The organism is Aeromonas sp. PS2Canimalfood6 (assembly GCF_048276795.1).
GTDB classification, from domain to species: Bacteria; Pseudomonadota; Gammaproteobacteria; order Enterobacterales; family Aeromonadaceae; genus Aeromonas; species Aeromonas caviae.
On sequence record NZ_JBLUXC010000006.1, the window covers coordinates 79,855 to 106,616 of the forward strand.

The window sequence follows — 26,762 nt, forward strand, 5'->3', positions numbered from 1 at the left end:
AATACCTTTCGTGAAAGCCGTGCAGGGAATCATCTTTTCGGCGCTGTGCGTGCCAGGGCTAGTGGCACCCGCCTTTGCGCAAACCATGGAGCAGTCTCTCTATCGCCAGGCCCATGAGGCCGTGCGTGCCAATGATCAGGTCAAATTCAGCCAGCTTCGGGCACGCCTGATCCACTATCCACTGCTGCCCTATCTGGATTACTACCAGCTTGCGTTCCGTCCCGGGGCGGCAGACTACAACGATGTGACCCGCTTCATCCGCCAGCACGGGGACACCCCCCAGTCCAACCGGCTCGAGCGCAGCTATCTCACCTATCTTGCCCAGAGCCAGCAATGGTCCCAGTTCCTGCGCTTCTATCCGGCCAAGCCAAGCTCCACCGATCTGCTCTGTCAGCACTATCAGGCCCGCTACTACACGGGGCACAAAAGTGAAGCCCTGCAGGAGGCAGGCAAGCTCTGGTTGAGCGGTCAATCCAGGCCCGATGCCTGCGATCCCCTGTTCCAGCTCTGGCAGCAAGCGGGTCTGCGCACCCAGGAGAAGATCTGGGAGCGCATGAACCTGGCTTTCGAGGCCCAGAACCCCAACCTCATTCGCCACCTCGGGGCCCAGCTCGGCAGCGGCATGAAGGGGTATGGCGATCAGATGATCGCCCTGTATGACCAACCCGTGCGGGCGATGAATCCGGCCAACTTCACGGCGGCGCCCCCGTCGCGGCATCTGCTCTCACTGGGGCTGGCCCGCTATGCCAACCAGGAGCCCGACGCGGTTCTGCGCCAGCTGGGGGAGATGACCCGTCGCTTCGGCCTGAACCATGCCGAGGTGAATCGGGTAGAGAAGGCGGCCGCCCGCCGCCTGTTGCTGGACCGATCTTCTGACCAGCGCGCCTGGCTGGATACGGCTCTGGTGCGGCTCAAGGATCCGGAGCTGGTGGAGCTGCGGGCCCGTCTTGCCATCTGGGAGCAGGATTGGCGCGGCCTCGAAGGCTGGGTCAAGCGGATGCCCATGGGGCTGCAAAAAGAGGATCGCTGGCGTTACTGGATGGCGCGTTCGCTGGAGAAACAGGGGCGGCAGAAACCGGCGCGGGACCTCTATCTCGAGACTGCGAGCCTGCGCGGCTTCTACGGCTTCATGGCGGCCCAGCGCACCGGTGTGCCCTATCGCATGAAGAACCAGAGCGTGGCGCACAAGGTGCCGGACTGGCAAAGTGCCAGTCGCCGTTGGCCCTTCCTGCTGCGGGTGCGTGAACTGCTGGCGATGAACGAGATCACGGCGGCCCGCTCTGAGTGGATCCACAACATGGATCGCAACAGCGTGGCCCAGCGCCTGGAGTTTGGCCACATCGCCCTCAACCAGGGCTGGCACGAGCTGGCGATCCTCTCCAGCATCCGTGCCGAGGCCTGGGATGCGCTGGACCTGCGCTTCCCGCTGCCCCTCAAGCGCACCTTCTCCCAGATGGCACAAGAGCGCACCATGAACACCAGTCTGCTCTACGCCATCTCCCGTCAGGAGAGCGCACTCTATCCCCTGGCCCAGTCACCGGTCGGGGCGAGGGGGTTGATGCAGTTGATGCCTGCCACCGCGAAAGAGACGGCCGGCAAGCTTGGGGTGCCCTATCGCAACGAGCAGCAACTGTTCGACCCGGCCATGAACATTCGTCTTGGCAGCGCCTACCTCAAGCGCCTGCTGGATGTGTATGACGGCAACCGGATCCTTGCGGCGGCGGCTTACAATGCGGGTCCTGGCCGGGTCAAGCGCTGGCGCGAGCAGAGCGACAACAAGCCGATGGATGTCTGGGTGGAGAGCATCCCCTATCGGGAGACGCGCAACTATGTCCAGAACGTGCTCTCTTTCGATCTCATCTATCAACACAAGCTGCAGCAGCCTTTGCGTTTTATGTCGGAACGCGAGCTGAATCACGCCTATTGAGTTCGGGGGGCAGTCGTTGTGGCGGCGGCCTCCCATTCTTGCCCCAAAATGGTTATCATCCCTTAAGCTTTGTTACAAAAGGAAACCTGCCAGGTGATCGGGCGCCGCGTCTTGGTCTGTCAGGTTCGATACAATGCCCGATCATCACTGACAGGCTTTTCCAACAAAGGAATCGAGAGTGGCAACGATCAAAGATGTGTCTCAGCTGGCGAATGTCTCCATTTCGACAGTGTCTCGAGTGATCAACAACACGGCGCAGGTGGCGCCCGAGAAGCGCGAGGCTGTCCTCGCGGCCATGAAGGAGCTCAGCTTTCGTCCAAACAGCTTCGCCCAGGCCCTGGTGAGCAAGCGCTCCAACTGTATCGGTGTGCTGGTGGGGGATCTGTGTGGCGGCCCCTTCTTCGCCCAGATGATGCGCGGCATCGAAAGCATGGTCGACAAGGCGAACAAGTTCACCATCGTGGTGTCCGGCAACCACGACGCGACCCGTGAGCGGCACGCCATCCAGGCGCTGCTGCAGCGCCAGTGTGATGCCCTTATCCTTCACAGCAAGGCGCTGCCTGACGAAGAGCTCAGCGAGCTGGCGTCGGGCACGACCCCCATCGTCTTCATCAACCGTCAGGTGCCAGGCTGCGAGGATCGCTGCGTCTGGCTGGACAACCAGGCCGGCATCACCACGGCTTGCCAGCATCTGCTGGACGCGGGACATCGCAAGATTGCCTTCGTCACCTCCGATGACGAGGAGTTTGTGGATGGTCAGCAGCGGATGGCCGGCTATCGCTTCGCCCTGCAACGGGCAGGTATCGAGCTGGATCCTGCCCTCATCGGCCGTGCCTATGCCGACGAAAAAGGTGGCTATGTGGCCATGAGCGAGCTGCTGGCGCGCGGCGTCGAGTTCAGCGCTGTGCTGGGTTTCAACGATGCCATGGTGGCGGGGGCCATCTCCTGTCTGCTGGAGCGGGGTTACAAAATACCCCAGCAGGTCTCTGTGGTCGGTTTTGATGACATCCCCTATGCCCGATACATCTATCCCAAGCTCACCACGGTACGTTACCCCATCGAGGAGATGGGAGAGCGGGCCGCTGAGCTGGCCCTGAGGCTGCTGGATCACAAGCCGGTTGAGGGGCTGGCGCTCAAATTCGAAGCCGAACTGGTACGGCGGGAATCTGTGGCCTGAGTCATGAAGTTGGCCCCGTGCGGGTCGACTTTTTTGCATAACAGTGAAAGCGCTTTCAGAAATCCTTTTCAACTGTGATCCGCTTCAAAGCTTTTTGACCGCGCTGCCACTAGGATAGGGCCACGAATTAGGAGCGTGCGCTCCCGATTTTCCCGCTGTGGGAGGTAACCGGTTAATCCGGCTATTTCCTTCGTTACTTTCGACGGTCATCATTGGATGGCCGTTTTTTTTTGTCAGGATCCGGGTATGACGAACGAATTTGAGTATCAGACGGGTATCGTGGGCGCCGGCTGGCTGGGGTTGCCCCTGGCCAGGGCATTGCAAGAGCAGGGGCAATCTGTCGCGGTGACGGTCAGTACGGCCGAAAAGGCTGAACGGCTGCGGGGGGAGGGCATCGCCGCCTGGCCGCTGTTGCTCACCCCTGACATGGGATCACTGCCTTTTCGCTGTCATGACCTGGTGATCTGCGTGCCCCCCAGCAAGACCGGGGATTACCCGGCATCCGTGGCCCGCCTGTGCCGACAGGCGAGGGAGGCGGGTGTTCAGAGGGTTCTTTTTATCAGCGCGACTTCGGTCTGGGGGGCCGGACAGGGGGAGGAGGATACGCCCGCTCCAGCCCATGACAGAGGCTCGCGGATGCGGGCGGCCGAGCTTGCCGTGCTGGAAGGGCATGTTGACTGCGCCATGATCTTGCGCCCGGCCGGACTCTATGGTCCTGACCGTCACCCCGGCCGTTTTCTGGCGGGCAAGACGCTGGCCGGGGGAGGCCAGGCTGTGAACCTGGTGCATCTGGACGACGTGGTAGCCGCCTGTGAGCTGATGCTGGCCCAGGGGCAGGATGGGGATGCCTACAATCTGAGTGCCCCCGTTCACCCGCGCCGGGAGCAGCTCTACCCCTTCGCGAGCCGCTTGCTCGGGCTGGTGCCGCCGCAGTTCGTCGAGCCGGCGGGGGAGTTTGCTCCCATCGAAGGTCAGCGCATCTGCCAGCAGCTTGGTTTCGTCTATCGCTGGCCGGATCCGGCCCACTGGTTTGCGGACGGGGCGGCCTTGAAGGGTTGAACGGGTCGTCGCCATCCGGGCCCCGGAGTCGGTCATCTGGCGTGCAAACCAGATACGGCGCGCGCTCCGGGACAATTGAGGTTTGCCAAGGGGGGGATCGCCCCCTATCATGCCGCCATCCATGATAAAGAGAGCGGTAATGATGGAAGAGACCAAGCGCCACCCCGATGGGGAGCTGTTGCTGAGAACCCTGGCAATGCCAGCCGATACCAACCCCAATGGCGATATCTTCGGCGGGTGGATTATGTCCCAGATGGATATAGGTGGGGGCATCATGGCCAAGGAGCTGGCAAAAGGGCGCATCTGTACCGTCTCGGTGGAGGGGATGACCTTCCACAGCCCGGTCAAGGTGGGTGACGTGGTGTGCTGTTACGGTCGCTGCCTCAAGATTGGTCGCAGCTCCATGCGACTCAAGCTGGAGGTCTGGGTCAAGCCGGTATTGCGGGAGAACGAAGCCCAGCGGTACTGCGTGACCGAGGGCGTCTTCACCTATGTGGCCATCGACGATCAGGGCAAATCCCGCCCCGTCCCGGTCTGAGTCTGCTCAGATGAGCCGGGCATTGATGATGGATATTTCCTGCTCAAGCCCGGTTTTTTGCCGTATCATGCGCTCCAGCATCTCTTCCGACCCCACGCACTGCCGGGTGTCGAACAGACAGAGATCACATTGGGGATCCCGCCTGATTTGATAGACGGTGGAAAGCTCCACTTGATGACAGGTTCCCTGTTGATCGTAAAATGTCACGCGGTACTGGTGCTGTCTCGCCATCGTTGAATTCCTTCTGGATGAGTCGGGCCGGACACGAATAATGAGACTAGTCGGCGACCGTGGCCTGTGTGAGGGCCATGTCGTCTTGCAGAGGCAGGTGATTGTTAGCCAATGAAAAATAGTTATCGGATTCTGGGAACGTCCCTGCTGACGTTGGGGCTGGTCGGTTGCTTCGAGGTACCGGATCAAGATCATCTGGTGACTGCGGCAGGTATCATACCTGGCGCAAGCTGTGACAGACCACCTCTGGTGGCGCTCGCCTCCACGGCCTTGCCGAGGGAGTTTGGCATCACCGTCTGGAACCTCTACAAGGGACAACGCAAGAACTGGCGGGAAGGGCTGGATGAGTATGCCAAGTCCCAGGATCTGGTGCTGCTGCAAGAGTCGGCGACCCGGCCCGAGATGCTGGACTGGCTGAAGAGAGGCGATTTCCAGTGGCAGCAGTTGCAGGCCTTCACCCAGGGAGGTGTCTCCTTTGGCGTGATGACAGTGGCGAAAACGCCGCAGGCGTTTGTTTGTGGCGTCCGTTCCCCCGAACCCCTGCTGCGTATCCCCAAGTCAGGTCTGGTCAGTCTCTATCCCTTGCAGGGGGATCCTGACGGCGTGCTGGTGGTGAATCTCCATGCGGTCAATTTCGAACTGGGCATGGCGACCTTCCGCGAGCAGCTCAACGATCTGACTGCGTTGATCCATCGCCACCAGGGGCCGGTCATCCTGGGCGGCGATTTCAACACCTGGAGCGACAAGCGCGCGTTCTGGTTGAACAAGCTGGTGGGCGAGCTTGGCCTGCAGGAGGCCATACCTGTGCCTGATCTGCGTCGCACCGCTTTTGGCCGCCCGCTGGATCACCTCTACTATCGCAATCTGGATCTGGTGGAGGTGAGTTCACCTGCTACCGATGCCTCTGACCACAACCCCATTCTGGCGCGCTTTGCGGCCCAGGCTATCACTCCCTGAGTCATCCCTCAGGGGAGAGCGGAGTCGCCGCTGGTTCATGCAGACAAAAAAATACCCCGCATCAAGCGGGGTATTTTTTGGATTGCGACGAGCGATCAGCTGTTGTTCTTCACGAACAGGGTCAACTCCTGACCCGGCTTGAGATAGTCACTCTTGCCGAGCTGGTTCCAGCGCATCACATCGTTGACGGCGACCTGGAAGCGGGCTGCGATGGAGGAGAGGGAATCACCGCGGCGCACCTGATAGACCATGGACTTGTTGCTGCTCTTGCCCTGCTTGGGCCAGACCACCAGCTTCATGCCAGGCTTGAGGGCCGACTTGGCGTTCAGGCCGTTCCACTTGGCCAGGTCGGCGTGGGTGACCCCGTGTGCCTGGCTGATGCTCCACAGGTTGTCACCGGAGCGCACCTGATAGTTCACCTTGCCACCACTGCGGCTGGCGAGCTGCTGCGGCTTGCTCTGGGCAACCTGGGTTGCGCGCCCGCCATTGGGGATGATCAGGCTCTGGCCACGGCGCAGGTTGTTGCCACGCATGTTATTGGCCAGCTTGAGCTGTTGCACGGTCACCCCGTGATTCTGGGCGATCCGTGACAGCGTATCACCACTGGTGACCTGATAGGAGCGCACGCCACGGGTACGTTCACGCTGGGGCAGATCGGCCAGGGCCAGCTCCAGGGTGTCGGCGTACTCGACGGGGACCAGCAGGTTGTAAGGGCCCTGCGGCGAGGTCATGCCACGCTTGAGCGCAGGATTGAGCGCCTTGAGCTGGGAGGCGGAAACACCAGCCAGCTGGGCGGCCACGTTCAAATCAATCTGGCCACCGGTATTGATGGTTCGCAATTGCGGCTTGTTGGCCAGCACCGGCAGGGTGACATTGTATTTGTCCGCATTGCGGATCATGTCGGCCATGGCCAGGATCTTGGGCACATACATCCGGGTTTCGCGGGGCAGGTCCAGCGACCAGTAGTCGGTCGGACGACCAGCCCGTTCGTTGCGGGTGATGGCGTTGCGCACCCGACCTTCACCGGCATTGTAAGCGGCCAGGGTCTGCAGCCAGTCACCGTCGAAGAACCGGTTCAGGTACTCCAGGTAATCCAGTGCGGCATTGGTGGATGCCAGGACATCGCGTCGACCGTCGTACCAGTTGTCGTGGCGCAGGCCGAAATTCTTGCCGGTTGCAGGAACGAACTGCCAAAGACCGACCGCATTGCTGCGGGAGCGGGCATTGGGATCGAACATGCTCTCGATCATGGGGATGGTAATAAGCTCCATTGGCAGCTCACGCCGTTCGATTTCCTCTACCATCAGATACAGGTAGGGCTCAGCCCGGCTGGCAATGGTCGCCATATGCTTATCATTGCGCAACAACCAATCACGCTGTTGGCGAACCCGGGCATTATCGTGCGAGTCCAGCTGCATATCATCGCTGATACGCACCCACAGGTTATCAGTGTCATCCAGCTCTTCTATCTGTTCGTCGCCGAACAGCATCCGCGAAGAGTGTTTTTTGTACGTTTTCTTGCTGACTTGGGGGGATTTGATCGGCTCGATTGCCGTTACCGCCCGGTCATCCTGATGGCTCAGGTTTTGACAGCCGCTGAGAAACAGCGCTGCCAATAAGGCCGTTCGTAGCTTCATCTCGCTCAGGTCATCTGTGGAAAAACAGCTCGCATCATAAGGGGCAATGCCCCCCTGATCAAGGTTTGTTCAAAAAACGTCCTTCCAGGCCCGCAGAACAGCGAAGGTATCCTCTGGATTTTCCAAGCATTTAAGGGCGTATTTCTCAGCAGAAAATTTTACCGAGTCCTGCTCGCAGCGCAGAAAAACATTGAAATTCCGCTCATCTCCCAGCCGGGAGGGGAGACTCGGGAGGCCCTGCTGACGCAGTTTGCTGATCACGCCGATCTGCCGCTGGATCGCCAGGTTGTCGGGCTCGACCGCATGGGCGAAACGCAGGTTGGAGAGCGTGTATTCATGGGCACAATAAAGGAGGGTCTCATCGGGCAGTGCCGCGAGCCGTTGCAGGGAAGTGTGCATCTGTGCCGGGGTCCCTTCGAACAGACGGCCGCAACCGGCGCTGAAGAGGGTATCGCCACAAAACAGCATGCCCTGGCCGTAATAGGCGATATGCCCCAGGGTATGACCGGGCACATGGAGGACATCCAGACTCAGGCCATGCCAGTTGATCTGATCCCCGTCGTCGAGCCACTGGCCGTGATGGTCCGGCATGGGGTCATGCTTGGGACCATAGAGGCGAGCGTGGGGGAAGTGTTGTAGCAGCTCGGATACGCCCCCGACGTGATCGCGGTGGTGATGGGTCAGGAGGATGGCATCCAGCACCAGATCCAGCGCAGCCAGCCGTTCCAGCACGGGATCGGCCTCGCCTGGATCGACGACCAGGCAGTGATTTTCGTGACGGATCAACCAGATGTAGTTGTCGCTGAAGGCGGGAACTGTGATGACGGTGTACATGGGTCGAGGCTCTTGTGTTCTCTTTAAGGAAGGGATCTTATATAACTGGATGGCATTCGCCCCCGAGTTGGTCCCATTATGCAACTGGCACGTACCGAACAACAGATCGCGCTTCCGACCAGTTGGTCCGCACTGCCCATGGGGGACTGGGTGGCCGCCGAGCTTCAGGAGCGCCTCGACAACTGGTGCCCCCACCTCTTTGGCTATCACTTGCTCAAGATAGGTGCCCTGAGCGCCGAACTCTCCTGCGGTTGTTCCACCATTCGCCATCAAATCGGTGTCGCCTCCGGCGGACGGCTGCTGGACATCCAGGGGGATCCGCTCGCCTTGCCGGTGCGATCGGGGAGCGTGGATGCCTGCCTGCTGGCTCACTGCCTCGATTTCTCGCCGGATCCTCATCAGGTGCTGCGGGAGGCAGAACGGGTGCTGACCGACGATGGCTGGCTCATTGTCAGCGGTTACAACCCGCTCAGCCTGGTGGGGCTGGGTCACTATCTGCCCTTCATGCGGCGGCATCTGCCCTGGTCTGCCCGCATGTTCACGCCCGCACGGGTGACCGACTGGCTGCAATTGCTCGGCTGCGAGGTGATGTTCGACGAGCGGTTCGGTTTCTCCTTCATGGGCAGGCAGAGCAAGATCGGCTGGTGGCGGGAGAGTCTGGGGCGGGACTATTGCCGCTCCCTGGCGTCTGTTTACGTGATTGCCGCCCGCAAGCGGCGTTTCCCCGTGACACCGGTGCGTCGCCGCTGGCGGCTGCCGGAGTCGATGGCCGCGCCAGGAATGGCGCGCCAGGGCGGCTAGCGGGCATCAGGGTTGGTAGCCGCTGTCTTCGGCAAGCTGCTTGCCGTTGGCGGCCTCACGGGCCAGCTCGTCACAGCGTTCGTTTTCCGGGTGGCCCGAGTGTCCTTTCACCCAGAACCATTCGATCTGGTGACGGGCCACTTCCGCATCAAGGGCCTGCCAGAGATCGACGTTCTTGACCGGCTGACGGTTGGCGGTCATCCAGCCCTTCTTCTTCCAGCCGATGATCCATTGGGTGATCCCCTGGCGCACATACTGGCTGTCGGTGGTGAGCCGCACCTGGCAGGGTTCGTTCAGGGTCCGCAGCCCCATGATGGCAGCCATCAGTTCCATCCGGTTATTGGTGGTCAATCGAAAACCGGCGGAGATCTCCTTGCGATGCTTGCCATAGACCATGACGGCACCATAGCCGCCGGGGCCCGGGTTGCCTAAGCAGGAGCCATCCGTGAATAAATCAATCTGTTTCAACATGAGCAATCAATCTGTTTTAGCGAGAGGCTTGGGGTAAACTAGCGAGTAAAACCGAAGTTTGACATGGATTTGATCATGAGCACACCCCAACTGAATCGCCAGATCATTCTGGATACCGAAACCACCGGCATGAACACCGCGGGCGGCCCTGTCTATCTTGGGCACCGCATCATCGAGATCGGCTGTGTGGAGGTGATCAACCGCAAACTCACCGGCAACCATTTCCACGTCTACATCAAGCCGGATCGGCTGGTGGACCCCGAGGCCATCGCCGTGCACGGCATCACGGATGCCTTCCTGGCGGACAAGCCCTCTTTTAGCCAGATAGCGGACGATTTCATCGAGTTCATTCGCGGCGCCGAGCTCATCGCCCACAACGCCCCCTTTGACGTGAGCTTCATGGACTATGAGTTCAGCAAGCTCGGTCTGAACTTCAAGACGGCGGATATCTGCGGCATCACGGATACCCTGGCGATGGCGCGGGATCTCTTCCCGGGCAAGCGCAATAACCTGGACGTGTTGTGCGATCGCTACGGCATCGACAACTCTCACCGTACCCTGCACGGCGCCTTGCTCGATGCGGAGATCCTGGCGGACGTCTACCTCCTGATGACGGGTGGCCAGACCAAACTCAATCTGGCGAGTGAAACCAGCGAGAGCGAGACCAGCCAGGATACCGGCATTCGTCGTCTGGAGAGCAATCGCCCGCCGCTCAGGGTGGTTCGCGCGAGCGACGAGGTGGCGGCCGTTCATGAAGCGAGGCTGGATCTGGTACAGAAAAAAGGAGGTGCCTGCCTGTGGCGGCAATGAGATCGCTTTGGGGGCTGCTGCTGCTGGCCTCCCTCCCGGCCGCGGCCAACGAGGTGTTTGCGCCTTCCGACATTCCTCTGCTCGACAACCGCTTTCGCATCGATTACGGCGTGAAGGAGATCACCTTCATCATCAAGCGCAAGCCGGGGACGCCCTCGGTGATCCTGGTGCGACCCGATGGCAGCAAGCTCTATGTGGGCAAGGTCAAGCCGCCCGACGTGGGCTGGTTGCCCCTCAAGGATCAGGATCTCATCACCATCCGCGACCCCATGCCCGGCCCCTGGCAGGCGATCGGGGAGGTGGACCCCGACAATCGGGTGCGCCTGCTCACCGACATCCAGGTCGAGAGCGAGCCGCTGCCGGCCCGCCTCTATCAGGGTGAGCGTGTCAAACTGCAATCCCGTCTGCTGATCGATGGCGCGGCGCCTGGGGCGGGTTACTACCTCACCGATCTGGGCATGACCGTCAAGCTGCAGCAGTTCAACGATGCCAGCCAGAGCGGCGATCCCGTGTTCGAGGAGACCCTGGGACGCTACATGGATGATGGCAAGGGGGTGGACGAAGTGCCGGGGGACGGTATCTTGACCGCCGAGGCGGTACTGGACGTCCCTGCGGGAAAATACCGAGCCCTCTTCAGCACCGGCAATGAGGTCTTCTCACGAGCCCAGTCACAGCAGGTGCTGCTCTACCCCTGGCCGGTCAGCTATTCCCTGAATCCCCCCTCCGGGGAGGGGGGAGCCAAGCTCTCTCTGGTCATCGATGTGGATGAACTGGATCCCGCCTCCGTGGTCATCCAGGGCAAGGCCATCGACGGCAGCGGCAGTAGCATGACGTTCAACGAGGTGGCGACAGCGCCGCGTTTTGGCGTGGATCTCTCCGCCCTCAAGGCGGCAGGGCAGTACAAGGTGGAGGCCACCCTCTTTGGAACAACCCGGCTCGGTCGCGAGGTGCAACTGCAATTGCCGGCCAAGTCGTTCACCATAGCACCGCCTCCCCCCCCTCCCGCACCCTCTGCGGCCATGCCCGCATCCGCCGCCACCCCCGACCGGTTCGAGGAGCGGGAGAGTCCGGTCTGGCTGCCCTGGGCGCTGGGGGGAGGTGGCGTGTTGCTGCTCTTGCTGGGGGCCGGTGGTTTCATTCTGCTGCAAAAGCGCCGCACCCTGCACAAGGCGATGGCGGCGCAGAAGGCGCAACTTGAAGAGACGCCAGCAACCCCCAAACTGGATCTCAATCTGCCGGAGCAATAATTCCGCGCACATTGCAAAGAAGCCGCCCAATGGGCGGCTTCTTCATGGTGGCAAGTGGATGGGGTGAACCCGATATCAGTGAGCGCCGATATAGATGTCTTTGTACTGCTCGCGAATATCGAGGAACTTCTCCAGATTGGCCAGCATCAGGTCCACCAGGAGGGGGTCGAAGTGCTCTCCTTTCTCCTCCTTGATCAGCGCCAGCACCTGATCCAGCGGCCAGGCCTGCTTGTAGCAACGATCCGAGCCCAGGGCATCGAACACATCCGCCAGGGCGACGATGCGTCCTTCAAGCGGAATGTCCTCTCCCTTCAATCCGCGGGGATAGCCGCTGCCATTCCACTTCTCGTGATGGTTGCCCGCGATGGTGGCGCCTATCTGGAACAGGGCCAGGTCACTGCCGGAGAGCATGTCCTGCCCAAGCTGGGCGTGGGTTTTCATGATCTCCCACTCCTCGGGAGTGAGTTTGCCCGGTTTGTGCAAGATGGCGTCCGGGATCCCCACCTTGCCGATGTCGTGCAGGGGAGAGGCCCGCTTGATGAGCTCGCACCTGTCCTCATTCATGCCGAGCAGCTTGCAGAACAGTTCGGTGTAGAGGGCCACCCGCTTGACGTGCAAGCCGGACTCCTTCGAGCGACTCTCCACCAGCTCGCCGATGCGATAGATGATCTCTCGCTGGTTGTCACCGATCACCTCGTTGAGCCGGATATTCTCCAGCGCCACTATGATGTTTTCGGTGAACAGGCTCAGCAGCCCGGTATCCATCTGGCTGAGCGGGCGAGTGGTCTCGATGTGGAACAGCAGGTGATGACGGGCATTCTGGCAATAGAGCACCATCTGGTTGCCATCGTAGACATTGGCTCCCTTGGCCATGGCACAGCGCAGGATTTCCGGCGCATCGACGAGGCGCAGCATGGGACCATCGCTGAGCAGAGGCTCGAGCACCTGATCCCGCACCTCATACGCCAGGTGCTTCACATCGTAAATCTGGGACTCTTCCAGATTGAGCAGGGCGCTGAGCTGGGTCTGGGCTCCTTCGACGAACTGGCGCAGGGCACGCTGCTCGAAGATCCCCTTGGACGCCTCGATGACCTTCTCCAGCCCCTGTCGATTGCTCTCAAGGGTTCGGATGTCCCGGTAAGAACGCAGGCTGGCGCGCAACAGGGTGCGCAGTTTCTGGGAGGTAAGTTCGGTCTTGTCCTTGTAGTCGTTGATGTCGTAGTTGGTCACCACGTCATCTTCCGGGGCCTGGCCAGGCTGACCGGTTCGCAGCACGATGCGCACCATCTTGTTTTGCAGCTCGTCGCGCACGAACTTGACCACCTCGAGACCGGCATGATCGACCTCCATGACGACGTCGAGCAGCAGCAGGGCGACATCCGGGGTGAGGGCGAGCAAGGCTTTGGCTTCAGCCGCAGAGTAGGCGTGCAGAAAATCGATCGGCTTGCCGTCGAATTCAAACTTGTTCAGGGTGATTTTGGTGATGCGATGCACTTCGGGTTCATCGTCCACTATCATCACCTTCCAGCCGGCGGGACGCGGTGCTGATTGGGGAAGATCTTCATCATCAATAATCAGGATTTGATCATCCATTATGCAATCCTGTGTGTGATCCTGTGCTTACCTTAACCGCTTCATTCAATATAGGAAACGGATTGATATCCAAAATATGATCCAGCCGGTTTCTCTTTCTTCGTATCGAATGCCATCCACCAGCCCTTTCATGAAAAACGCCTCCACAAGGGAGGCGTTCTGGCATCAGAGGCATCAAGCTGCCCTGTGATAGGCGGAGGCTTCAAACAGTGCCTTGTTGGCCACCAGGTCGACGGGATCGAAGTCATCGACGTTGATGGTGCGAAGGCGACTCTCCTCGGCGCGCCGCAGCAGGTCCGCTTCGGCCTGGTTGATGACACCGAGGCTCAGGCCCGCCTCTGCCACCTTGTCGAGCTGGGTGAAGGGGCGTTTGCTCCCTTCGGCTTTGCACACCTTGTCAAACAGCGGCTCTGCGGTCAGCACATCGTCCAGCGCCTGTTCCAGCAGCCCGAAGGGGTTGCCCTCCTCGCGCGTCAGATATTGGCCCTCGGCCAGACGGCTGCGCGTGGCACTTGGCACCTGGAGCAGGCGGGCCACCTGGCTGTCGAGCTTGTCGGAGGGACGCTTCAGGTCGCGACCAAGGGGTAGCACGATGGCGCGCAGGGCCAGACCAATCCAGCGATTCGGGAAGTTGCGCAGCAACTCGTCGATCGCTTCCTGAGCCTTGAACAGGGCGTCTTGCAGTGCCCAGTGCAGCAGCGGCAGGTCGGCCTGCTGGCGTCCTTCATCCTGATAGCGCTTGAGGGCGCTGGAGGCCAGATAGAGCTGGCTCAGCACATCGCCAAGGCGGGCAGAGACCCGCTCCTTGCGCTTGAGCTCGCCACCCAGGGTGCCCATCGCCATGTCTGACAGGAAGGCCAGGTTGGCGGAGAGGCGAGAGAGCTGCTGATAGTAGCCCTTGGTCTGATCCTTGTAGGGCGCGGCGGCGAAGCGGGCACCGGTCAGCCCCAGCCATAAGCTGCGCACCAGGTTGCTGATGGCAAAGCCCACGTGGCTGAACATCGCCTTGTCGAAATCTTTCAGCGCCTGTTCTTTGTCGGGGTGGCTGGCGGCCAGCATCTCCGGCAACACATAGGGGTGGCAACGGATGGCTCCCTGACCATAAATGATCATGCTGCGGGTCAGGATATTGGCTCCCTCGACGGTCACGGCGATGGGCGCCCCCTGATAGCCACGGGCCAGATAGTTGCTCGGCCCCATACAGATGGCCTTGCCGCCATGGATGTCCATGGCATCGATGATGCACTTCTGGGCGCGGTCGGTGAGGTGGTACTTGACGATGGCGGAGATGACCGAGGGTTTTTCACCGAGATCGATGCCGGTGACCGTCAGTTTGGCGGCGGCGCCCATGATGTAGGCGTTGCCACCCAGGCGTGCCAGCGGCTCTTCAATCCCTTCCATCTTGCCAATCGGCAGCTTGAACTGGCGACGGATGCGGCTGTAGGCACCGGTGGCCAGGGCCAGCATCTTGACGCCGCCCGTGCTGTTGGAGGGCAGGGTGATGCCGCGACCGACGGAGAGACACTCCACCAGCATGCGCCAGCCCTGACCGGCCATGGCCGGACCGCCGATGATGAAGTCGAGCGGGACGAACACGTCCTTGCCGCGGGTCGGGCCGTTCTGGAACGGCACGTTGAGCGGGAAGTGGCGACGGCCGATGTCGACCCCCTTGATGTGGGTCGGAATGAGGGCGCAGGTGATGCCGAGCTCTTCTTCCTCACCCAGCAGGTGGTCAGGGTCACGCAGCTTGAAGGCGAGGCCGAGTACGGTGGCGATGGGAGCCAGGGTAATGTAGCGCTTGTTCCAGGTCAGGCGCATGCCGAGCACCTCTTCCCCTTCCCACTCGCCTTTGCAGATGATGCCGAAGTCGGGAATCGAGCCCGCATCAGAACCCGCTTCCGGACTGGTCAGGGCGAAACAGGGGATCTCCTTGCCGACAGCCAGACGGGGCAGGTAGTAATCCTTCTGCTCGTCAGTACCGTAGTGTTGCAGCAGCTCACCCGGCCCTAAGGAGTTGGGCACGCCGACGGTGGAGGCGAGCACGGCGCTGGCGCCGCACAGCTTTTGCAGCACGCAGGACTGGGCGTAGGCGGAGAACTCCAGCCCGCCATATTTCTTCTTGATGATCATGGCGAAGAACTTGTTGTCCTTCAGGTATTGCCACACCTCGGGAGAGAGATCGGCACGCTCGTGGGTCACTTCCCAGTCGTTGACCATGCGGCACACTTCTTCAACCGGACCGTCCATGAAGGCCTGCTCTTCGGCAGACAGCGTGCTGACCGGAATGGCGTGCAGCTTCTTCCAGTCCGGGTTGCCGGCAAACAGATCCGCTTCCCACCAGGTCGTCCCCGCTTCGATGGCTTCCTTCTCGGTTCGGGACATCTCCGGCATGATGGACTTGTAGATCTTGAACAGCGGCTTGGTCAGCTGGTTGCGGCGAAACTCCACCAGATTGAGGGGCAGGGCTATCACCGCGAACAGCGCCCACACCAGCAGGGGCACATGGCCATAGAAGGTGCCGGCGACCAGGGCGGCGGCCGTGGCAAGCGTGGCGGTGAACAGGGACGCACGGCGATAGGCCATGGCGCCGATCACCAGGATCACCCCGAGCAGAGTGAGGGTCGTCGTCATTGTTTGCTCCTTGCATGAATTGCCGAGGTTGGGAAATTGGCGTTAACTGATCCAGAGGTCTGACCTGTTGGATGTGGCCCCTGTTGTAATTCATACGCACAAACTTATCAAGCTGTTTACAAGCCTGTTACCTTGGCTCTGTGATCGGCATAACGCGCTGCCCGCCCCATCTTGGCGGGCGGGGGGCGACGATTGGACTGGCTTGTGCGACAATGCCGCCACCCTATGTTGGACGACGAGATTTCAAGAACCATGTACCAAGAACTGATCCGCAACGAGTTGACCGAGGCTGCCAGCGTGCTTCAGGCGTTCCTGGCAGATGAGCAAAATCTGAAAAACATCGAGGCGGCGGCCAAGCTGCTCGCCGACTCCTTCAAGCAGGAAGGCAAGGTTCTTTCCTGCGGCAACGGCGGCTCCCACTGCGATGCCATGCACTTTGCCGAGGAGCTGACCGGTCGTTATCGCGAGAACCGCCCAGGCTATGCCGGCATCGCCATCTCCGATCCCAGCCACCTCTCCTGCGTCTCCAACGACTTTGGCTATGACTATGTCTTCTCCCGCTATGTGGAGGCCGTCGGCCGTCGTGGTGACGTGCTGCTTGGCATCTCCACCAGCGGCAACTCCGGCAACATCCTCAAAGCCATCGAGGCGGCCCGTGCCAAAGGAATGAAGGTGATTGCCCTGACCGGCAAGGACGGCGGCAAGATGGCTGGTCTGGCCGATGTGGAGATCCGTGTGCCGCACTTCGGTTATGCCGACCGCATCCAGGAAGTGCACATCAAGGTGATCCACATCCTGATCCAGCTGGTTGAAAAAGAGATGGCCAAGTAATCAACGATCCGGGATTGAGAGGGGGGATGGGTGACCATACCGGCCCTCTCATCCAGCCGTGACGGTTGATTGACGAAACCAGAGTCAAGACATTCAGGGAGTGGATGGTATATGTGCGAACTGCTCGGCATGAGTGCCAATGTGCCGACCGACATCTGCTTCAGCTTTACCGGGCTGATGCTGCGGGGCGGCAAGACAGGTCCCCACAAGGATGGCTGGGGGATCACCTTCTATGAGGGGCGGGGTTTTCGCACCTTCAAGGATCCCGAACCCAGTGCCCAATCTCCCATCGCCAAGCTGGTCCAGGCACTGCCCATCAAGAGCCGTGCCGTGGTCAGCCATATCCGGCAGGCGAACCGGGGGTGTGTCTCCCTGGAAAACACCCACCCCTTTACCCGCGAACTGTGGGGCCGTTACTGGACCTTTGCCCACAATGGCCAGTTGACCGGTTACAAGAAGCTGCCCACGGGGCGGCACCGCCCGGTAGGCGACACCGACAGCGAGCACGCCTTCTGCTGGCTGCTCGACAGGCTGGAGCACAAGTACCCCAAACGGCCGGCAAATTTCCCCGCCATGTTCCGTTACCTCGCGACCCTGTGCGACGAGCTGCGCGGGCTCGGGGTGTTCAACATGCTGCTGTCGGACGGAGAGTTCGTGATGACCTATTGCAGCAACAACCTTTACTGGTTGACGCGCAGGGCTCCCTTTGGCGAAGCTCGTCTGCTGGATGAGGATGTGGCCATCGACTTTCAGAGTGAAACCACGCCGAACGATGTGGTGACCCTGATCGCCACCCGGCCGCTCACCGGCAACGAGAATTGGGTGAAGATGGTGCCCGGGGAGTTCTGCCTGTTCAGGCTGGGCGAGCTGGAATATGGCAATGCAGCCAACTTGTTGAACCAGAAATAAAAAATACCAGGGTAGATGTCTACCCTGGTTCTTCGCAGCAGCCATACAGGCAAAAAGGGATGAGAGAGGTGTTGCTGAGCCGCATCATTCTCATGGGTTGCATTGTTACTTTAATGTTAATTTTGTGACAACCTTTATCTCTCTCCATTCTGACTGACATACCGATAACTTGAAGCTGCTCACATTCTGGTGTCCCAAGAGCATCCGGAGCGATACGGGTATGCCCGAAGGGCGGGTGACAGCGGGGCTGTGGGTCCGCTATATTGTGGTCTGTTTGAATACCATCATAGGGAAGAGAAGATGGAGTGGCTGGATCAGAAAGTGCTGCGACAACTGGCAGATGATATCGGTCACGAGATGATGCCGGTCGTCATCTCGGTGTTTGTCGAAGAGGTAGGCGAGCAGTTGGCCCAATTAAGACCGCTTTTTGAGCAGCGGGACTGGTCAGCCCTGGCGCGTGTTGCCCACAGCATGAAATCGTCCTGTGGCAGCTATGGCGCCAAACCCAGCTATCAGCAGGTCATGGATCTGGAGTCCGCCTGTCGCCGGGAAGATGAGCAAGAGGCCGGCAGACTGCTGGCTGAGCTGGAGCACTCCCTGCCCCAGGTCTTCACCCATCTGGCCCAGTTTCACTGATCCAGAAGGGCATCAGCCCGCCATGTCGCGCTCGCCAAGCCTGTTCAGGATCACGGTGTCGAGTGCCAGCCGCAGCTTGAGGCGGTCGTGGCGGTGGGGGAGGGCTGCTTCACCCAGCTCGGCCCGAACGAGGCAGTGCTGCAGCTCGGGTACCTGGGGGCCCTCGGGAGCCAGAATGGCATCGATCCGGCCGCTGCCTATCCGCTCTTCCAGCCACCGATGTTGACTGGACAGTGACAACTGGCCTGCCGGACCCTCTTCGTCCACCAGATTGCTGATGAACACGACGATGGCGCGGCTGCTGCGGATCGCCTCCGCAATCTCGCGCAGCAGCAGAGGAGGCATGATGGAGGTGAGGAAGCTGCCCGGCCCCAAGATGATCATGTCGGCCTGGCTCAGCGCCTCGACCGCTTCGCGCGTGGCGGGTACGACCGGTTTCAGGCTCAGGGCCCGTGGCGGCGTGGTGAGCTGATCGATGGAGACCTCCCCCAGGATCTGATCGCCACAGACGGTGTGGGCGCACAGATCGGTGGGATGCTCGGACATGGGCAGCAGATTGGGTTCAATTTCCAGCATGTCGCTGATGAGCCGGATGGCATCCAGGGGGCGCACGCAGAGGTTGTCGAGGGCCAGCAGCATCAGGTTGCCGAGGTTGTGGCCCGCGAGCTCGCCGCGGCCGGTAAAGCGGTGCTCGAACAGCTGGCTACCGATGCTGGGGGTGGTCACCAGCTGGTTGAGGCAGTTGCGCAGATCCCCCCAGGCGATGCACTCCTGGCTTTTGCGCAGGCGTCCGGTGGAGCCGCCATCATCCGTGGTGGTGACGATGCCCGTCAGCCGGGATCCCAAGAACGACAGGGAAGAGAGCACCCGGCCCATACCGTGCCCGCCGCCGATGGCGACAACCCGGTCGAAGTCATTGATATTTTTCTGCCACATGCAGTGATCCCGTGGGAGGCCAATGGGCACCATTCTAGTCTCCATGGCCAGGTAATTGTTTGATAAGGGTATGATTTTTGCTTGATGCCAGCATCCCGTACCCCTAGGAGACGATGTTGAACTTCCTGACGGCTCACTCGCTTGCCGAGACGACCCCACTGGCCGCCCAACAAGTTACAGAGCGGTTGCATGCCCAGTCATCCCATGTTCCATCGTTGTTGCTGGTCTATTTTACCCAAGCACACGAGGCGGCGGAACTGCGCCGTGCGCTCAAGGCACGTTTTCCCGATACCCGGCTGATAGGTTGCAGCTCCTGCGGCGGTATCCTGACCCAGGATGGCCATCATGGTCGGCATGGCTGGAGCCTGTCGGTCGCCGCCCTTTATGATGACAAGGGGGCCTATGGCGTGGCTGGCCAGATGGGGGATCAACCGGATGTGCGGGCATTGCTGCGCCGCGCCATCGCCGATGGTGGCCGACCGGGAGAGCTGCCGCAGCTCGTGTTGCTGCACACCAGCCCGGGGCTGGAGGAGGCTGTGCTCGCGGGGATCGACGCCGAGTTTGGCGCGACCGTTCCCGTCGTCGGCGGGTCGGCGGCAGACGACGGCGTGGCCGGGCAGTGGCAGCTGTGCTGGGACGAAGGGGAGGGATCACAAGGGTGCGTGTTGGCGGTGCTTTACCCCGATTGCCAACTGGCGTTCCAGTTTCATTCAGGCTATGTACCCACCGAGTGTCGCGGCATCATTACCGGGATAGACGGGCGGGAGGTGCTGACCATCGATCACGAGCCGGCGGCCCGGGTCTATGGTCGCTGGACCGAGCGTGCGACGCCCTGGCCGGTGGGCCCCATCCTCAGGGAGACGACGCTCTCGCCACTGGCCCGTCAGGTCGGCATGCTCGATGACCTGCCCTACTACAAGCTCTCCCATCCCGAGGCGGTGACGGCGCGGGAGGGGCTGCGCCTCTTTACCGAGACCCGACTGGGAGAGCGGCTGCTGCTCATGTACAGCAGCCAGGAAGGGTTGTTGCAGCGCAGCCTGAATGCGGTGAATATCGAGCCTGAATATGGCATGGCGAGCAATATGCGCCCCTTTGGCGCCCTGGTGGTGTTTTGTGCCGGTTGTCGGCTGGCACTGGGGGACAGGCTGGGGGACATCGTCAGTCAATTCAGTCAGAGGCTGGGTGAGATCCCCTTCATCACGCCCTTTACCTTCGGTGAACAGGGACGATTACCCCATGGTGAGCTGGCACACGGCAACCTCATGGTGTCGAGCGTAATCTTCCTCGAGAGCTGACACTGTGCTGGATTCAAGATGATAGGCAATAGCGAACTCGAAACCCTGGGTGACAAACTGCAAACCACGCTGGTGGAGCTGATGCGTTGCCGGGAGCGGGAGGCCAGATATCGGGAGGAGTCCCAAGCCCTGTTGTGCGGGGTGGCGACCCTGGCACAGGCCCAGAGTCTGGAGCAGGTACTGGAGAGTCTCATTCTTGCTCTCAAGCCCTTTATCGGATTCGAACAGGCGGACGTGGTTGCCTGGGAGGCCGTGGGGGGCAGCACCCATCTGAGCACCCAGCCGGACGAGGTCGGCAGGATCTGGTCGCTGACACCGCTCTTCTCCAGGGCCATCGAGGGGGAGACCCTGGTTATCTATGATCCTGCCCAACTGCCTGAGCTGGCGCCGCTGGCGGGGGCGCCGGGCTGGGCCAGCGTCATGATGACAGGCTTGCAGGGACCGGGGTTTTCCGGTGTGCTCATCTGCCGGCACGGCGTGGCGGGCACCTTCGATCTCAAGAGCAAGGCGGCGATGCAGCGTTGTCGCCCGCTCATCTCCCAGGCCCTGGTCAACATCGCCTATCGGGCTCGCCTGCAAGAACAGGTTGACCTCAAGACCCTGGCTCTGCAGGCCAGCGAACAGCGTTTTCGCAGTTTTGCCGCCATGGCCTCCGACTGGTTCTGGGAGACCGATCCCCAGCACAGGCTCAGCTATGTCTCTGCCCCTGGCTATCAGGGGGAAGTGCTGGCCCGCCAGACGGGGAGAAGCCTCTATGATTTTGCCCACGACAAGCAGGACCCGGCCTGGAGTCACTACCGGCACCTGATCGCCCACCATCTGCCGGTGAGGGGAATGCGGGCCCAGGTGATGCTGGCGGGCGGGCCTTGCTGGATGGAGATCAATGCGGAGCCTTGCCATGATGCCGGTGGCCGCTTCCTCGGCTATCGGGGCACGGCGCGGGAGATAGGCAGCCAGATCCGCCGCGAGCAGGAGCTGGCGCGGGCGCGGGATGATGCCGAGACGGCCAACCGTGCCAAATCCCAGTTCCTCGCCATGATGACCCACGAGATCCGCTCTCCCATGAACGCCGTGCTGGGAATGTTGGATCTGCTGCAGCACGGCCGGCTCGACACTCCGCAACAGACCCTCATCGGCCATGCCACCCACTCTGCGCATCTCTTGCAGACCATCATCGACGACGTGCTCGATTTCTCGAAAATAGAGTCACATACCCTGACGCTGCACTGTGAACCCTTTCAGCCAGCCGAGCTGTGCCGTGCCCTGGTGGAGCCCTTGCAGGCACAGGCCAGTGCCAAGGGCATCACACTGCACTGGCATCTGGATGAGACGCTCCCTGAACGCCTTCAAGGGGATGCCGTCCGCCTCTCCCAGGTGATAGGCAACCTGCTTGGCAATGCCGTGAAGTTCACCTCCGTCGGCAGCGTGCGTCTGGCGTTGACCTGGGAGGAGGAAAAGCTGGGGGTCATGGTCAGCGACACGGGGATCGGCATCTCCACCGAGGATCAGGCGTTGCTGTTCGAACCCTTCTATCAGGTCGACAGTTCGGCAACCCGCCGCTTCTCCGGCTCGGGGCTCGGACTGGCCATCTGCAGGCGGCTGGTGCAGCTGATGGGGGGAGAGATTTGCGTGCAGAGCACGCCTGGGCTGGGAAGCTGCTTCTGGTTCGAGCTGCCCGGGATGGCCTCTCCCTGTGCTCCGACCGCCGCCCCCGGCAGTGAAGAGTGCGCCAGACTGGAGCTGGATGTGCTGGTGGTGGAAGACAGTCCGGTCAATCAGCTGGTGGTATCCCTGATGCTGCAGAAGCTGGTGTGCAGGGTGAGGCTGGCAGGCAATGGTCTGGAGGCCCTGGCACAGGTGGCGAAGCAGCAGCCGGACCTTGTCCTGATGGATATGCGGATGCCGCAGATGGATGGGCTGGAGGCGACCCGGCGCCTGCGGGACATGGGGTGCGAGGTGCCCATCGTCGCGTTGACGGCCAATGCCATGATGGAGGACAGGGCCCGCTGCCTTGCCCAGGGCATGAACGATTTTCTGGCCAAACCCATCAGTCTTGCCAGGCTGCGAAGCTGCCTGCTCCGCCATTGCAGGTGATGTCGGCCGATTTTGGGTAAAAAAAATGGTCAACCTGGTGGTTGACCAATTCTTCAGCAAATACTGAAGAGAGCACGGGATAAATCGGGTTGTACGGTTTTATATGAAAAAGTCGTGCCAACTTTTCAAAACCTGTTATTTGCGGCCTGTAGCTGAGTTGTGTGTTATTTATCGCTACCATGATTGCAAAATGCAATTCTCATTTTTTCATTATAAGAATGTAGTGCCGAGAATTCGCGTTTTGCAAACCAACCGTTGACTCACTCTTTGACTCACTGTGCGATCAGTCGGCGCAAGAACTGGCGCGCCGCTTCACTGTTCTGTTTGGCAATCAACATCTGTTTTTCATAGATCGGCATGGGCAGGATCTCGAGCCAGCGTTGGCAGAGCCAGGCTGCATCGTCGAACTGCTTGTCCGGGTAGAGCTCATCCAGTTCCGGGTATTGTGCAAAGACCTCTCTCAAGCGGCTGACCAGCTGGTTGTCGCTGATATCAGAATCCGCACTCGGCCAGTTGGGCAACGGCTCGACCTGGGCGTGCCTGAGGCCTGCGTCATCCGTTTCCATCTCGTGGATGCAGAAGCGTTCAAGGCCGAGCACGGTGACCCCGAGCAAACCGTCGTTGAGGGTATAAAAATCAGTCACCTTGACGCGGGTTCCGACCGGGAGAATCCGTCCGCAGGTGCCCGTGCTGGTGGTCTCTTCCATCACGATGCCAAAGCCACGATCCTCGAGGAAGGACTCCTTGAGCATCTGCAGGTGGCGCGGCTCGAACAGGCGAAGGGGGAGCTTGCCACCGGGCAGTATGTGGGACGGCAAGGGGAACAGTGCCAGTTGTTGAAGTTTCATGTTCCATCCTCCTAATCAGTCATTGCTGAATGTGACAATGCAGTGACCGTGCCAGAGAGAGGTGGCGTGGCGAAGGGGTGAGTCATTTCCCGTGGTTATTTTTAATATCCATTTAAAATCAATCTATTGTGATTTGATGTCGCGAATGCAGGCAAGGCAGTGCGAAAGGGATTCAGGTGAGGTGTTAGGGCGCCGAACATACCCCGTGTGCAGAATGAGTCTATTTTCGCATATTGCAAATTTGATTCATGCAAAATGCCTGTTACAGACCCATTGAGCGATTGGGGGCAAAGGCCAGGGGATCAGGTGGTCAATTCGGTGTGCTGTGTCATGCCGTCCAGCATCAGGGCGGCTATTTCGTCATACATCTGCGACCAGGCCTGTGCCAGTGCCGGGGTAAAACCACTGCCGAGACGCCGTGCCAGTACCTGGGTCAGCGCCTGTTTGAGCAGCGCAAACTGGTGGGGTTGAACGTTGAATCGCTGGTGACGCCTGCCGAGATCGCGAATGATGAAACCCAGTGCATCCAGCTGGGAGAGGCTGGTGATGACGGTGTTCAGGGTGTCCGACACCTTGGCAACGGGCAGCTCCTCATGTGGGGGAAAGAGGGCCCTGAGTTCGGGGGACAATCTGAACAGCTCTTCATACACCTCCTGGACATAGCTGTTGTTCAGGGCGCTCACCCTGCCCCAGGCTTTCTGGACCAGCTCTATCTGCTCAAAGGTCATGTCGATGTTTCCTTCCCGTGCGATGTCATGAAAATAATAATCCATCTACTCAATAGAGCACCGGGTTCCGCGCCATTTGGGGAAAAGGAGAGGGGGCCAGCAAGGAGGCACGGATGGTGACCCCTTGCTGGCAGGAGGCCGGGACCTCAGTTGCGCTGTTCCAGGTACATGACGGCTGCTTCGACGCGGCTTTGGGCCTCGAGCTTTTTCAGCAGGCTCTTGACGTGGACCTTGACGGTTCCCTCGGAGATATGGAGCACGGAGGCGACCTGCTTGTTGGACAACCCCTTGGCGATTTCACGCATGATCTGCATCTCGCGTCGGGTCAGGCTCTCCAGCTTCTGCTGCAGGTGGTCCAGCTCGTAGATGTTCTCGAGATAGGGACGTAGCGGCTCGCTCAGGATCTGCTTGCCGGTCATCACGTCAGCCAGCTGGGCCAGCAGCATGTCAGGCTCGGTGTCCTTGAGCAGATAGCCGTCCGCGCCTGCCTTGAGCAGGGCAACCACATCCTGGCGGGCGTCAGAGACGGTCAGGATCACCACGCGGGAAGTCACCTCTTCGGCCCGCAGCGCCTTGAGGGTATCGAGACCTGACAACCCCTTCATGTTGAGGTCGAGCAGGATGAGGTCCGGTTCGGACTCCTTGGCCATGGCCACTGCGTCGGTGCCGTTGGAGGCCTCGCCAACCACGTCGATGTTATCTTCCAACTCCAGCAGTTGCACAATTCCCTTGCGCATCAGGGGATGGTCATCCACGACCAGAACACTGTATTTCATCTCGTCCATCAGGCGTCTCTTGTTAGGCTGGTGGGAAAGGTCAGGTGTATGCGGGTGCCCCCGGAGGGCGGTTCACTGATGGTCAACTGGCCGCGCAATTTGCTGGCGCGTTCATTCATGATGCTGAGACCGTAGTGATTCACCGCCGAGCTTGCGCCCCTTATTCCAACACCATCGTCTGCAATCTGAACCTGGATGTTACCATCAGCCAGGGTCTCACAGCTAACGTCAATGTGCCGCGCGCTGGCATGCTTGATGGCATTGAGCACTGCCTCACGGATCAGCTGCAGGATGTGGATGTGCTGCCCCGCTTCAAGGTCGGTGTCCGTCAGTCCGTACTGGAGCCTGATGTCGGCGTGCGTCTGGGGTTTGAGCTGCTCGAGCATGACCGCGATGGCTTCACCCAGGTTGGCATCGCCGATGCTGAGGCGGAAGGTGCCGAGCAGTTCGCGCAACTGGGTATAGGCATTGCTGAGTCCCTCGTCGATCTGCTCCATGGCTGCCTCGGTCTTGGCCCTGTCCCCCTTGGCGAAGGAGCGCTTGAGCAGAGTGGCCTGGATCTTCAGGTAGGAGAGGGCCTGGGCGAGGGAGTCGTGCAGTTCACGGGCGATGACGGCGCGCTCTTCCATCAGCAGCAGGCGCTGGTGCTGCAGCAGGGTCTGATCCTTGTGCAGCACCTGGGCCAGCAACATGGAGAAGTTCTTCATCAGCCGCTCGTCGATGGGGTGGTCGCTTATCAAGTCGAGCCGGCCGTACTCCTCGTCATCCATCTGCAGGTAAAAGCTCACCACGGCGTCCAGATCCCCCGGCCACCCCTTGCGCCCAGTGATGTAGACCGGCATCGCATTGTGCTCGAAGCGGGTTAGGCGGATGTACTCGATGTGCTGGTGGGCGGCGGCCCGCTCCAGCAGCTTTTGCAGGGTGCGGCGGCTGAGGGGCGCCGCGTGCAGTTTCTGGGCGGTGGAATAGAGGAAGGACAGGGTGTCGTTGGCCTGTTGCAGCTTGGCCGTTTTCTCCTCCACCTTGCTCTCCAGCTCCCGGTAGAGTTTGCCAAGCTCGTCGGCCATGGTCGCGAACGCCCCCGACAACTCTCCCAGCTCGTTCTCACAGTGGGGGGGCAGGGTGAGATCGAACTCCTGACGCTGGATCTGGCGTGCGCAATAGACCAGCTGGTTGAGGGGCGCTACCACCTGCTGGCGGGTGAAGCGCACCGTGCACCAGGCGATGGTGATGATGGCGAGCAGCCCTAGCCCCTCGGCCAGCGCCAGCATGCGCACCTTGAACTCCACGTGGTACTGCATCTGGTTGACGAAGTCATCGATGGCGGCGACGAACTGTTCCGTATTGTCGGTATAACGGCTGGGGGTGGCATTCTCGATGTGTTCGCGCATCACTTGCCATTGCAGCAGGACTTCACCATAGGTGCGGCGCAGTGAGGCGGGCGTGATCCAGCGCTGGGTCTCCTGCAGCTCGGGGGCATGAAGGGTCTGTTCAAACTGGGCGAGCCGGCCGAGGACGACCTGATCCTTCTCGATTTCATAGGCCATGCGGTAGGCCTGCATGCGCAGGGATCCCGACAGGTTGATGGCCTTGGCATCGGGAACCGAATAGAAGAGGGTGACCATGGCCACCAGGGCGATCAGGCTGGCCATGAACAGGATCAGCACCATGGAGCGACCGATGGCGCTGCTGACCGACTGCACTCTGAACCATTTTCCCATGCCGACCGGCTCCCTTTTCACCCACAAAGACCCCACAAAGTAGCATGGGAGTGTACTCCAAGTTGTGCTAGCATC

Annotated in this window: 25 protein-coding genes; 14 read left to right on the forward strand and 11 right to left on the reverse strand. The window is 60.6% G+C overall.

The genetic code is table 11. The features are described from left to right. Positions 1-10: 10 nt before the first annotated feature. The 4 genes from ACNPAA_RS04485 to yciA all read left to right on the forward strand — a co-directional run bounded on the left by ACNPAA_RS04485 (position 11) and on the right by yciA (position 4,701). Positions 11-1,927 (forward strand): transglycosylase SLT domain-containing protein, encoded by a 1,917-nt coding sequence (locus ACNPAA_RS04485; protein WP_417891615.1) that lies wholly within the window; start codon positions 11-13, stop codon positions 1,925-1,927. A 178-nt stretch (positions 1,928-2,105) separates the two neighbouring features. Continuing rightward, positions 2,106-3,104 (forward strand): LacI family DNA-binding transcriptional regulator, encoded by a 999-nt coding sequence (locus tag ACNPAA_RS04490; protein WP_039038828.1) that lies wholly within the window; start codon positions 2,106-2,108, stop codon positions 3,102-3,104. A gap of 246 nt (positions 3,105-3,350) precedes the next feature. Beyond that, the gene (locus ACNPAA_RS04495; RefSeq protein WP_043154205.1) at positions 3,351-4,163 is read left to right on the forward strand and encodes an NAD-dependent epimerase/dehydratase family protein; all 813 of its coding nucleotides are present in this window, start codon (positions 3,351-3,353) and stop codon (positions 4,161-4,163) included. Between the two features lie 139 nt (positions 4,164-4,302). Continuing rightward, positions 4,303-4,701 carry an acyl-CoA thioester hydrolase YciA gene (gene yciA, locus ACNPAA_RS04500; protein ID WP_029314261.1) on the forward strand — a complete coding sequence of 133 codons (399 nt, stop codon included), beginning with the start codon at positions 4,303-4,305 and terminating at the stop codon, positions 4,699-4,701. A 6-nt stretch (positions 4,702-4,707) separates the two neighbouring features. Here yciA and ACNPAA_RS04505 read toward each other — a convergent pair whose 3' ends face one another. Continuing rightward, entirely contained in the window at positions 4,708-4,932 is a 225-nt protein-coding gene (locus ACNPAA_RS04505) for a hypothetical protein (RefSeq protein ID WP_010674132.1), read from the reverse strand. Positions 4,933-5,043: 111 nt separating this feature from the next. Here ACNPAA_RS04505 and ACNPAA_RS04510 point away from each other — a divergent pair, with 111 nt between their 5' ends. Next, a complete protein-coding gene (locus ACNPAA_RS04510) occupies positions 5,044-5,889 on the forward strand; it encodes an endonuclease/exonuclease/phosphatase family protein (RefSeq protein ID WP_029314263.1) in 846 nt (281 codons plus the stop codon). 95 nt (positions 5,890-5,984) lie between these two features. On the opposite strand, the gene ACNPAA_RS04515 is transcribed toward ACNPAA_RS04510, so the two are convergent. Next, the gene (locus tag ACNPAA_RS04515; protein WP_010674134.1) at positions 5,985-7,235 is read right to left on the reverse strand and encodes a LysM peptidoglycan-binding domain-containing protein; all 1,251 of its coding nucleotides are present in this window, start codon (positions 7,233-7,235) and stop codon (positions 5,985-5,987) included. On the opposite strand from ACNPAA_RS04515, the gene ACNPAA_RS04520 reads away from it, so the two are divergent. Continuing rightward, positions 7,236-7,508: a hypothetical protein gene (locus tag ACNPAA_RS04520; protein WP_010674135.1), complete on the forward strand. Its 273-nt coding sequence runs from the start codon at positions 7,236-7,238 to the stop codon at positions 7,506-7,508. An 87-nt stretch (positions 7,509-7,595) separates the two neighbouring features. Here ACNPAA_RS04520 and gloB read toward each other — a convergent pair whose 3' ends face one another. Continuing rightward, entirely contained in the window at positions 7,596-8,360 is a 765-nt protein-coding gene (gene gloB, locus ACNPAA_RS04525) for a hydroxyacylglutathione hydrolase (RefSeq protein WP_109112289.1), read from the reverse strand. Positions 8,361-8,438: 78 nt separating this feature from the next. On the opposite strand from gloB, the gene ACNPAA_RS04530 reads away from it, so the two are divergent. Next, the gene (locus ACNPAA_RS04530) at positions 8,439-9,161 is read left to right on the forward strand and encodes a class I SAM-dependent methyltransferase (RefSeq protein ID WP_161469592.1); all 723 of its coding nucleotides are present in this window, start codon (positions 8,439-8,441) and stop codon (positions 9,159-9,161) included. Between the two features lie 6 nt (positions 9,162-9,167). Here ACNPAA_RS04530 and rnhA read toward each other — a convergent pair whose 3' ends face one another. Continuing rightward, on the reverse strand, positions 9,168-9,632 hold the full coding sequence (rnhA, locus tag ACNPAA_RS04535; protein WP_171864875.1) for a ribonuclease HI: 465 nt from the start codon (positions 9,630-9,632) through the stop codon (positions 9,168-9,170). A 75-nt stretch (positions 9,633-9,707) separates the two neighbouring features. On the opposite strand from rnhA, the gene dnaQ reads away from it, so the two are divergent. Beyond that, positions 9,708-10,442, forward strand: a complete 735-nt coding sequence (gene dnaQ / locus ACNPAA_RS04540) for a DNA polymerase III subunit epsilon (RefSeq protein WP_041212726.1) — start codon at positions 9,708-9,710, stop codon at positions 10,440-10,442. After that, complete coding sequence (locus ACNPAA_RS04545; RefSeq protein ID WP_171864876.1) at positions 10,439-11,689, forward strand: TIGR03503 family protein; 1,251 nt, start codon at positions 10,439-10,441, stop codon at positions 11,687-11,689. The genes dnaQ and ACNPAA_RS04545 overlap by 4 nt, the downstream gene beginning before the upstream one ends. Before the next feature lie 75 nt (positions 11,690-11,764). Here ACNPAA_RS04545 and ACNPAA_RS04550 read toward each other — a convergent pair whose 3' ends face one another. Continuing rightward, positions 11,765-13,282, reverse strand: coding sequence for an HD domain-containing phosphohydrolase (locus tag ACNPAA_RS04550; RefSeq protein WP_039038835.1), 1,518 nt, complete (start codon positions 13,280-13,282; stop codon positions 11,765-11,767). Between the two features lie 174 nt (positions 13,283-13,456). Continuing rightward, positions 13,457-15,913 carry an acyl-CoA dehydrogenase FadE gene (gene fadE / locus ACNPAA_RS04555; RefSeq protein WP_128296643.1) on the reverse strand — a complete coding sequence of 819 codons (2,457 nt, stop codon included), beginning with the start codon at positions 15,911-15,913 and terminating at the stop codon, positions 13,457-13,459. Positions 15,914-16,165: 252 nt separating this feature from the next. Between fadE and lpcA the strand changes: the two genes are divergently transcribed. The 3 genes from lpcA to ACNPAA_RS04570 all read left to right on the forward strand — a co-directional run bounded on the left by lpcA (position 16,166) and on the right by ACNPAA_RS04570 (position 18,289). Continuing rightward, on the forward strand, positions 16,166-16,744 hold the full coding sequence (lpcA, locus tag ACNPAA_RS04560; protein WP_039038837.1) for a D-sedoheptulose 7-phosphate isomerase: 579 nt from the start codon (positions 16,166-16,168) through the stop codon (positions 16,742-16,744). 111 nt (positions 16,745-16,855) lie between these two features. After that, positions 16,856-17,653 carry a class II glutamine amidotransferase gene (locus ACNPAA_RS04565; RefSeq protein WP_043154215.1) on the forward strand — a complete coding sequence of 266 codons (798 nt, stop codon included), beginning with the start codon at positions 16,856-16,858 and terminating at the stop codon, positions 17,651-17,653. 300 nt (positions 17,654-17,953) lie between these two features. Beyond that, complete coding sequence (locus ACNPAA_RS04570) at positions 17,954-18,289, forward strand: Hpt domain-containing protein (protein ID WP_039038838.1); 336 nt, start codon at positions 17,954-17,956, stop codon at positions 18,287-18,289. A gap of 12 nt (positions 18,290-18,301) precedes the next feature. Here the strand turns inward: ACNPAA_RS04570 and ACNPAA_RS04575 are convergent, their stop codons facing one another. Then, on the reverse strand, positions 18,302-19,225 hold the full coding sequence (locus tag ACNPAA_RS04575; protein WP_161470246.1) for a gluconeogenesis factor YvcK family protein: 924 nt from the start codon (positions 19,223-19,225) through the stop codon (positions 18,302-18,304). Between the two features lie 113 nt (positions 19,226-19,338). On the opposite strand from ACNPAA_RS04575, the gene ACNPAA_RS04580 reads away from it, so the two are divergent. After that, the gene (locus ACNPAA_RS04580; RefSeq protein ID WP_041215518.1) at positions 19,339-20,520 is read left to right on the forward strand and encodes an FIST signal transduction protein; all 1,182 of its coding nucleotides are present in this window, start codon (positions 19,339-19,341) and stop codon (positions 20,518-20,520) included. Positions 20,521-20,538: 18 nt separating this feature from the next. Then, positions 20,539-22,614 carry an ATP-binding protein gene (locus tag ACNPAA_RS04585; protein WP_323937823.1) on the forward strand — a complete coding sequence of 692 codons (2,076 nt, stop codon included), beginning with the start codon at positions 20,539-20,541 and terminating at the stop codon, positions 22,612-22,614. A gap of 272 nt (positions 22,615-22,886) precedes the next feature. Here the strand turns inward: ACNPAA_RS04585 and ACNPAA_RS04590 are convergent, their stop codons facing one another. From ACNPAA_RS04590 to narQ, 4 genes are all read right to left on the reverse strand, one after another. Beyond that, complete coding sequence (locus ACNPAA_RS04590) at positions 22,887-23,462, reverse strand: LON peptidase substrate-binding domain-containing protein (protein ID WP_043154220.1); 576 nt, start codon at positions 23,460-23,462, stop codon at positions 22,887-22,889. A gap of 302 nt (positions 23,463-23,764) precedes the next feature. Then, positions 23,765-24,190, reverse strand: a complete 426-nt coding sequence (locus ACNPAA_RS04595; RefSeq protein ID WP_043154256.1) for a globin domain-containing protein — start codon at positions 24,188-24,190, stop codon at positions 23,765-23,767. A 146-nt stretch (positions 24,191-24,336) separates the two neighbouring features. Next, the gene (gene narL, locus ACNPAA_RS04600; protein WP_039038841.1) at positions 24,337-24,975 is read right to left on the reverse strand and encodes a two-component system response regulator NarL; all 639 of its coding nucleotides are present in this window, start codon (positions 24,973-24,975) and stop codon (positions 24,337-24,339) included. After that, complete coding sequence (narQ, locus tag ACNPAA_RS04605) at positions 24,975-26,687, reverse strand: nitrate/nitrite two-component system sensor histidine kinase NarQ (protein WP_417891616.1); 1,713 nt, start codon at positions 26,685-26,687, stop codon at positions 24,975-24,977. The genes narL and narQ overlap by 1 nt, the downstream gene beginning before the upstream one ends. Between the last annotated feature and the right edge of the window lie 75 nt (positions 26,688-26,762).

Excerpts from the sequence above, each read along its gene's own strand:
- ACNPAA_RS04495 (WP_043154205.1), top strand. The coding sequence starts at position 3,351 with ATGACGAACGAATTTGAGTATCAGACGGGTATCGTGGGCGCCGGCTGG.
- yciA (WP_029314261.1), top strand. The coding sequence starts at position 4,303 with ATGATGGAAGAGACCAAGCGCCACCCCGATGGGGAGCTGTTGCTGAGA.
- ACNPAA_RS04505 (WP_010674132.1), bottom strand. The coding sequence starts at position 4,932 with ATGGCGAGACAGCACCAGTACCGCGTGACATTTTACGATCAACAGGGA.
- ACNPAA_RS04510 (WP_029314263.1), top strand. The coding sequence starts at position 5,044 with ATGAAAAATAGTTATCGGATTCTGGGAACGTCCCTGCTGACGTTGGGG.
- ACNPAA_RS04515 (WP_010674134.1), bottom strand. The coding sequence starts at position 7,235 with ATGGCGACCATTGCCAGCCGGGCTGAGCCCTACCTGTATCTGATGGTA.
- ACNPAA_RS04520 (WP_010674135.1), top strand. The coding sequence starts at position 7,236 with ATGCTTATCATTGCGCAACAACCAATCACGCTGTTGGCGAACCCGGGC.
- gloB (WP_109112289.1), bottom strand. The coding sequence starts at position 8,360 with ATGTACACCGTCATCACAGTTCCCGCCTTCAGCGACAACTACATCTGG.
- ACNPAA_RS04530 (WP_161469592.1), top strand. The coding sequence starts at position 8,439 with ATGCAACTGGCACGTACCGAACAACAGATCGCGCTTCCGACCAGTTGG.
- rnhA (WP_171864875.1), bottom strand. The coding sequence starts at position 9,632 with ATGTTGAAACAGATTGATTTATTCACGGATGGCTCCTGCTTAGGCAAC.
- dnaQ (WP_041212726.1), top strand. The coding sequence starts at position 9,708 with ATGAGCACACCCCAACTGAATCGCCAGATCATTCTGGATACCGAAACC.
- ACNPAA_RS04545 (WP_171864876.1), top strand. The coding sequence starts at position 10,439 with ATGAGATCGCTTTGGGGGCTGCTGCTGCTGGCCTCCCTCCCGGCCGCG.
- ACNPAA_RS04550 (WP_039038835.1), bottom strand. The coding sequence starts at position 13,282 with ATGGATGATCAAATCCTGATTATTGATGATGAAGATCTTCCCCAATCA.
- fadE (WP_128296643.1), bottom strand. The coding sequence starts at position 15,913 with ATGACGACGACCCTCACTCTGCTCGGGGTGATCCTGGTGATCGGCGCC.
- lpcA (WP_039038837.1), top strand. The coding sequence starts at position 16,166 with ATGTACCAAGAACTGATCCGCAACGAGTTGACCGAGGCTGCCAGCGTG.
- ACNPAA_RS04565 (WP_043154215.1), top strand. The coding sequence starts at position 16,856 with ATGTGCGAACTGCTCGGCATGAGTGCCAATGTGCCGACCGACATCTGC.
- ACNPAA_RS04570 (WP_039038838.1), top strand. The coding sequence starts at position 17,954 with ATGGAGTGGCTGGATCAGAAAGTGCTGCGACAACTGGCAGATGATATC.
- ACNPAA_RS04575 (WP_161470246.1), bottom strand. The coding sequence starts at position 19,225 with ATGTGGCAGAAAAATATCAATGACTTCGACCGGGTTGTCGCCATCGGC.
- ACNPAA_RS04580 (WP_041215518.1), top strand. The coding sequence starts at position 19,339 with ATGTTGAACTTCCTGACGGCTCACTCGCTTGCCGAGACGACCCCACTG.
- ACNPAA_RS04585 (WP_323937823.1), top strand. The coding sequence starts at position 20,539 with ATGATAGGCAATAGCGAACTCGAAACCCTGGGTGACAAACTGCAAACC.
- ACNPAA_RS04590 (WP_043154220.1), bottom strand. The coding sequence starts at position 23,462 with ATGAAACTTCAACAACTGGCACTGTTCCCCTTGCCGTCCCACATACTG.
- ACNPAA_RS04595 (WP_043154256.1), bottom strand. The coding sequence starts at position 24,190 with ATGACCTTTGAGCAGATAGAGCTGGTCCAGAAAGCCTGGGGCAGGGTG.
- narL (WP_039038841.1), bottom strand. The coding sequence starts at position 24,975 with ATGGACGAGATGAAATACAGTGTTCTGGTCGTGGATGACCATCCCCTG.
- narQ (WP_417891616.1), bottom strand. The coding sequence starts at position 26,687 with ATGGGAAAATGGTTCAGAGTGCAGTCGGTCAGCAGCGCCATCGGTCGC.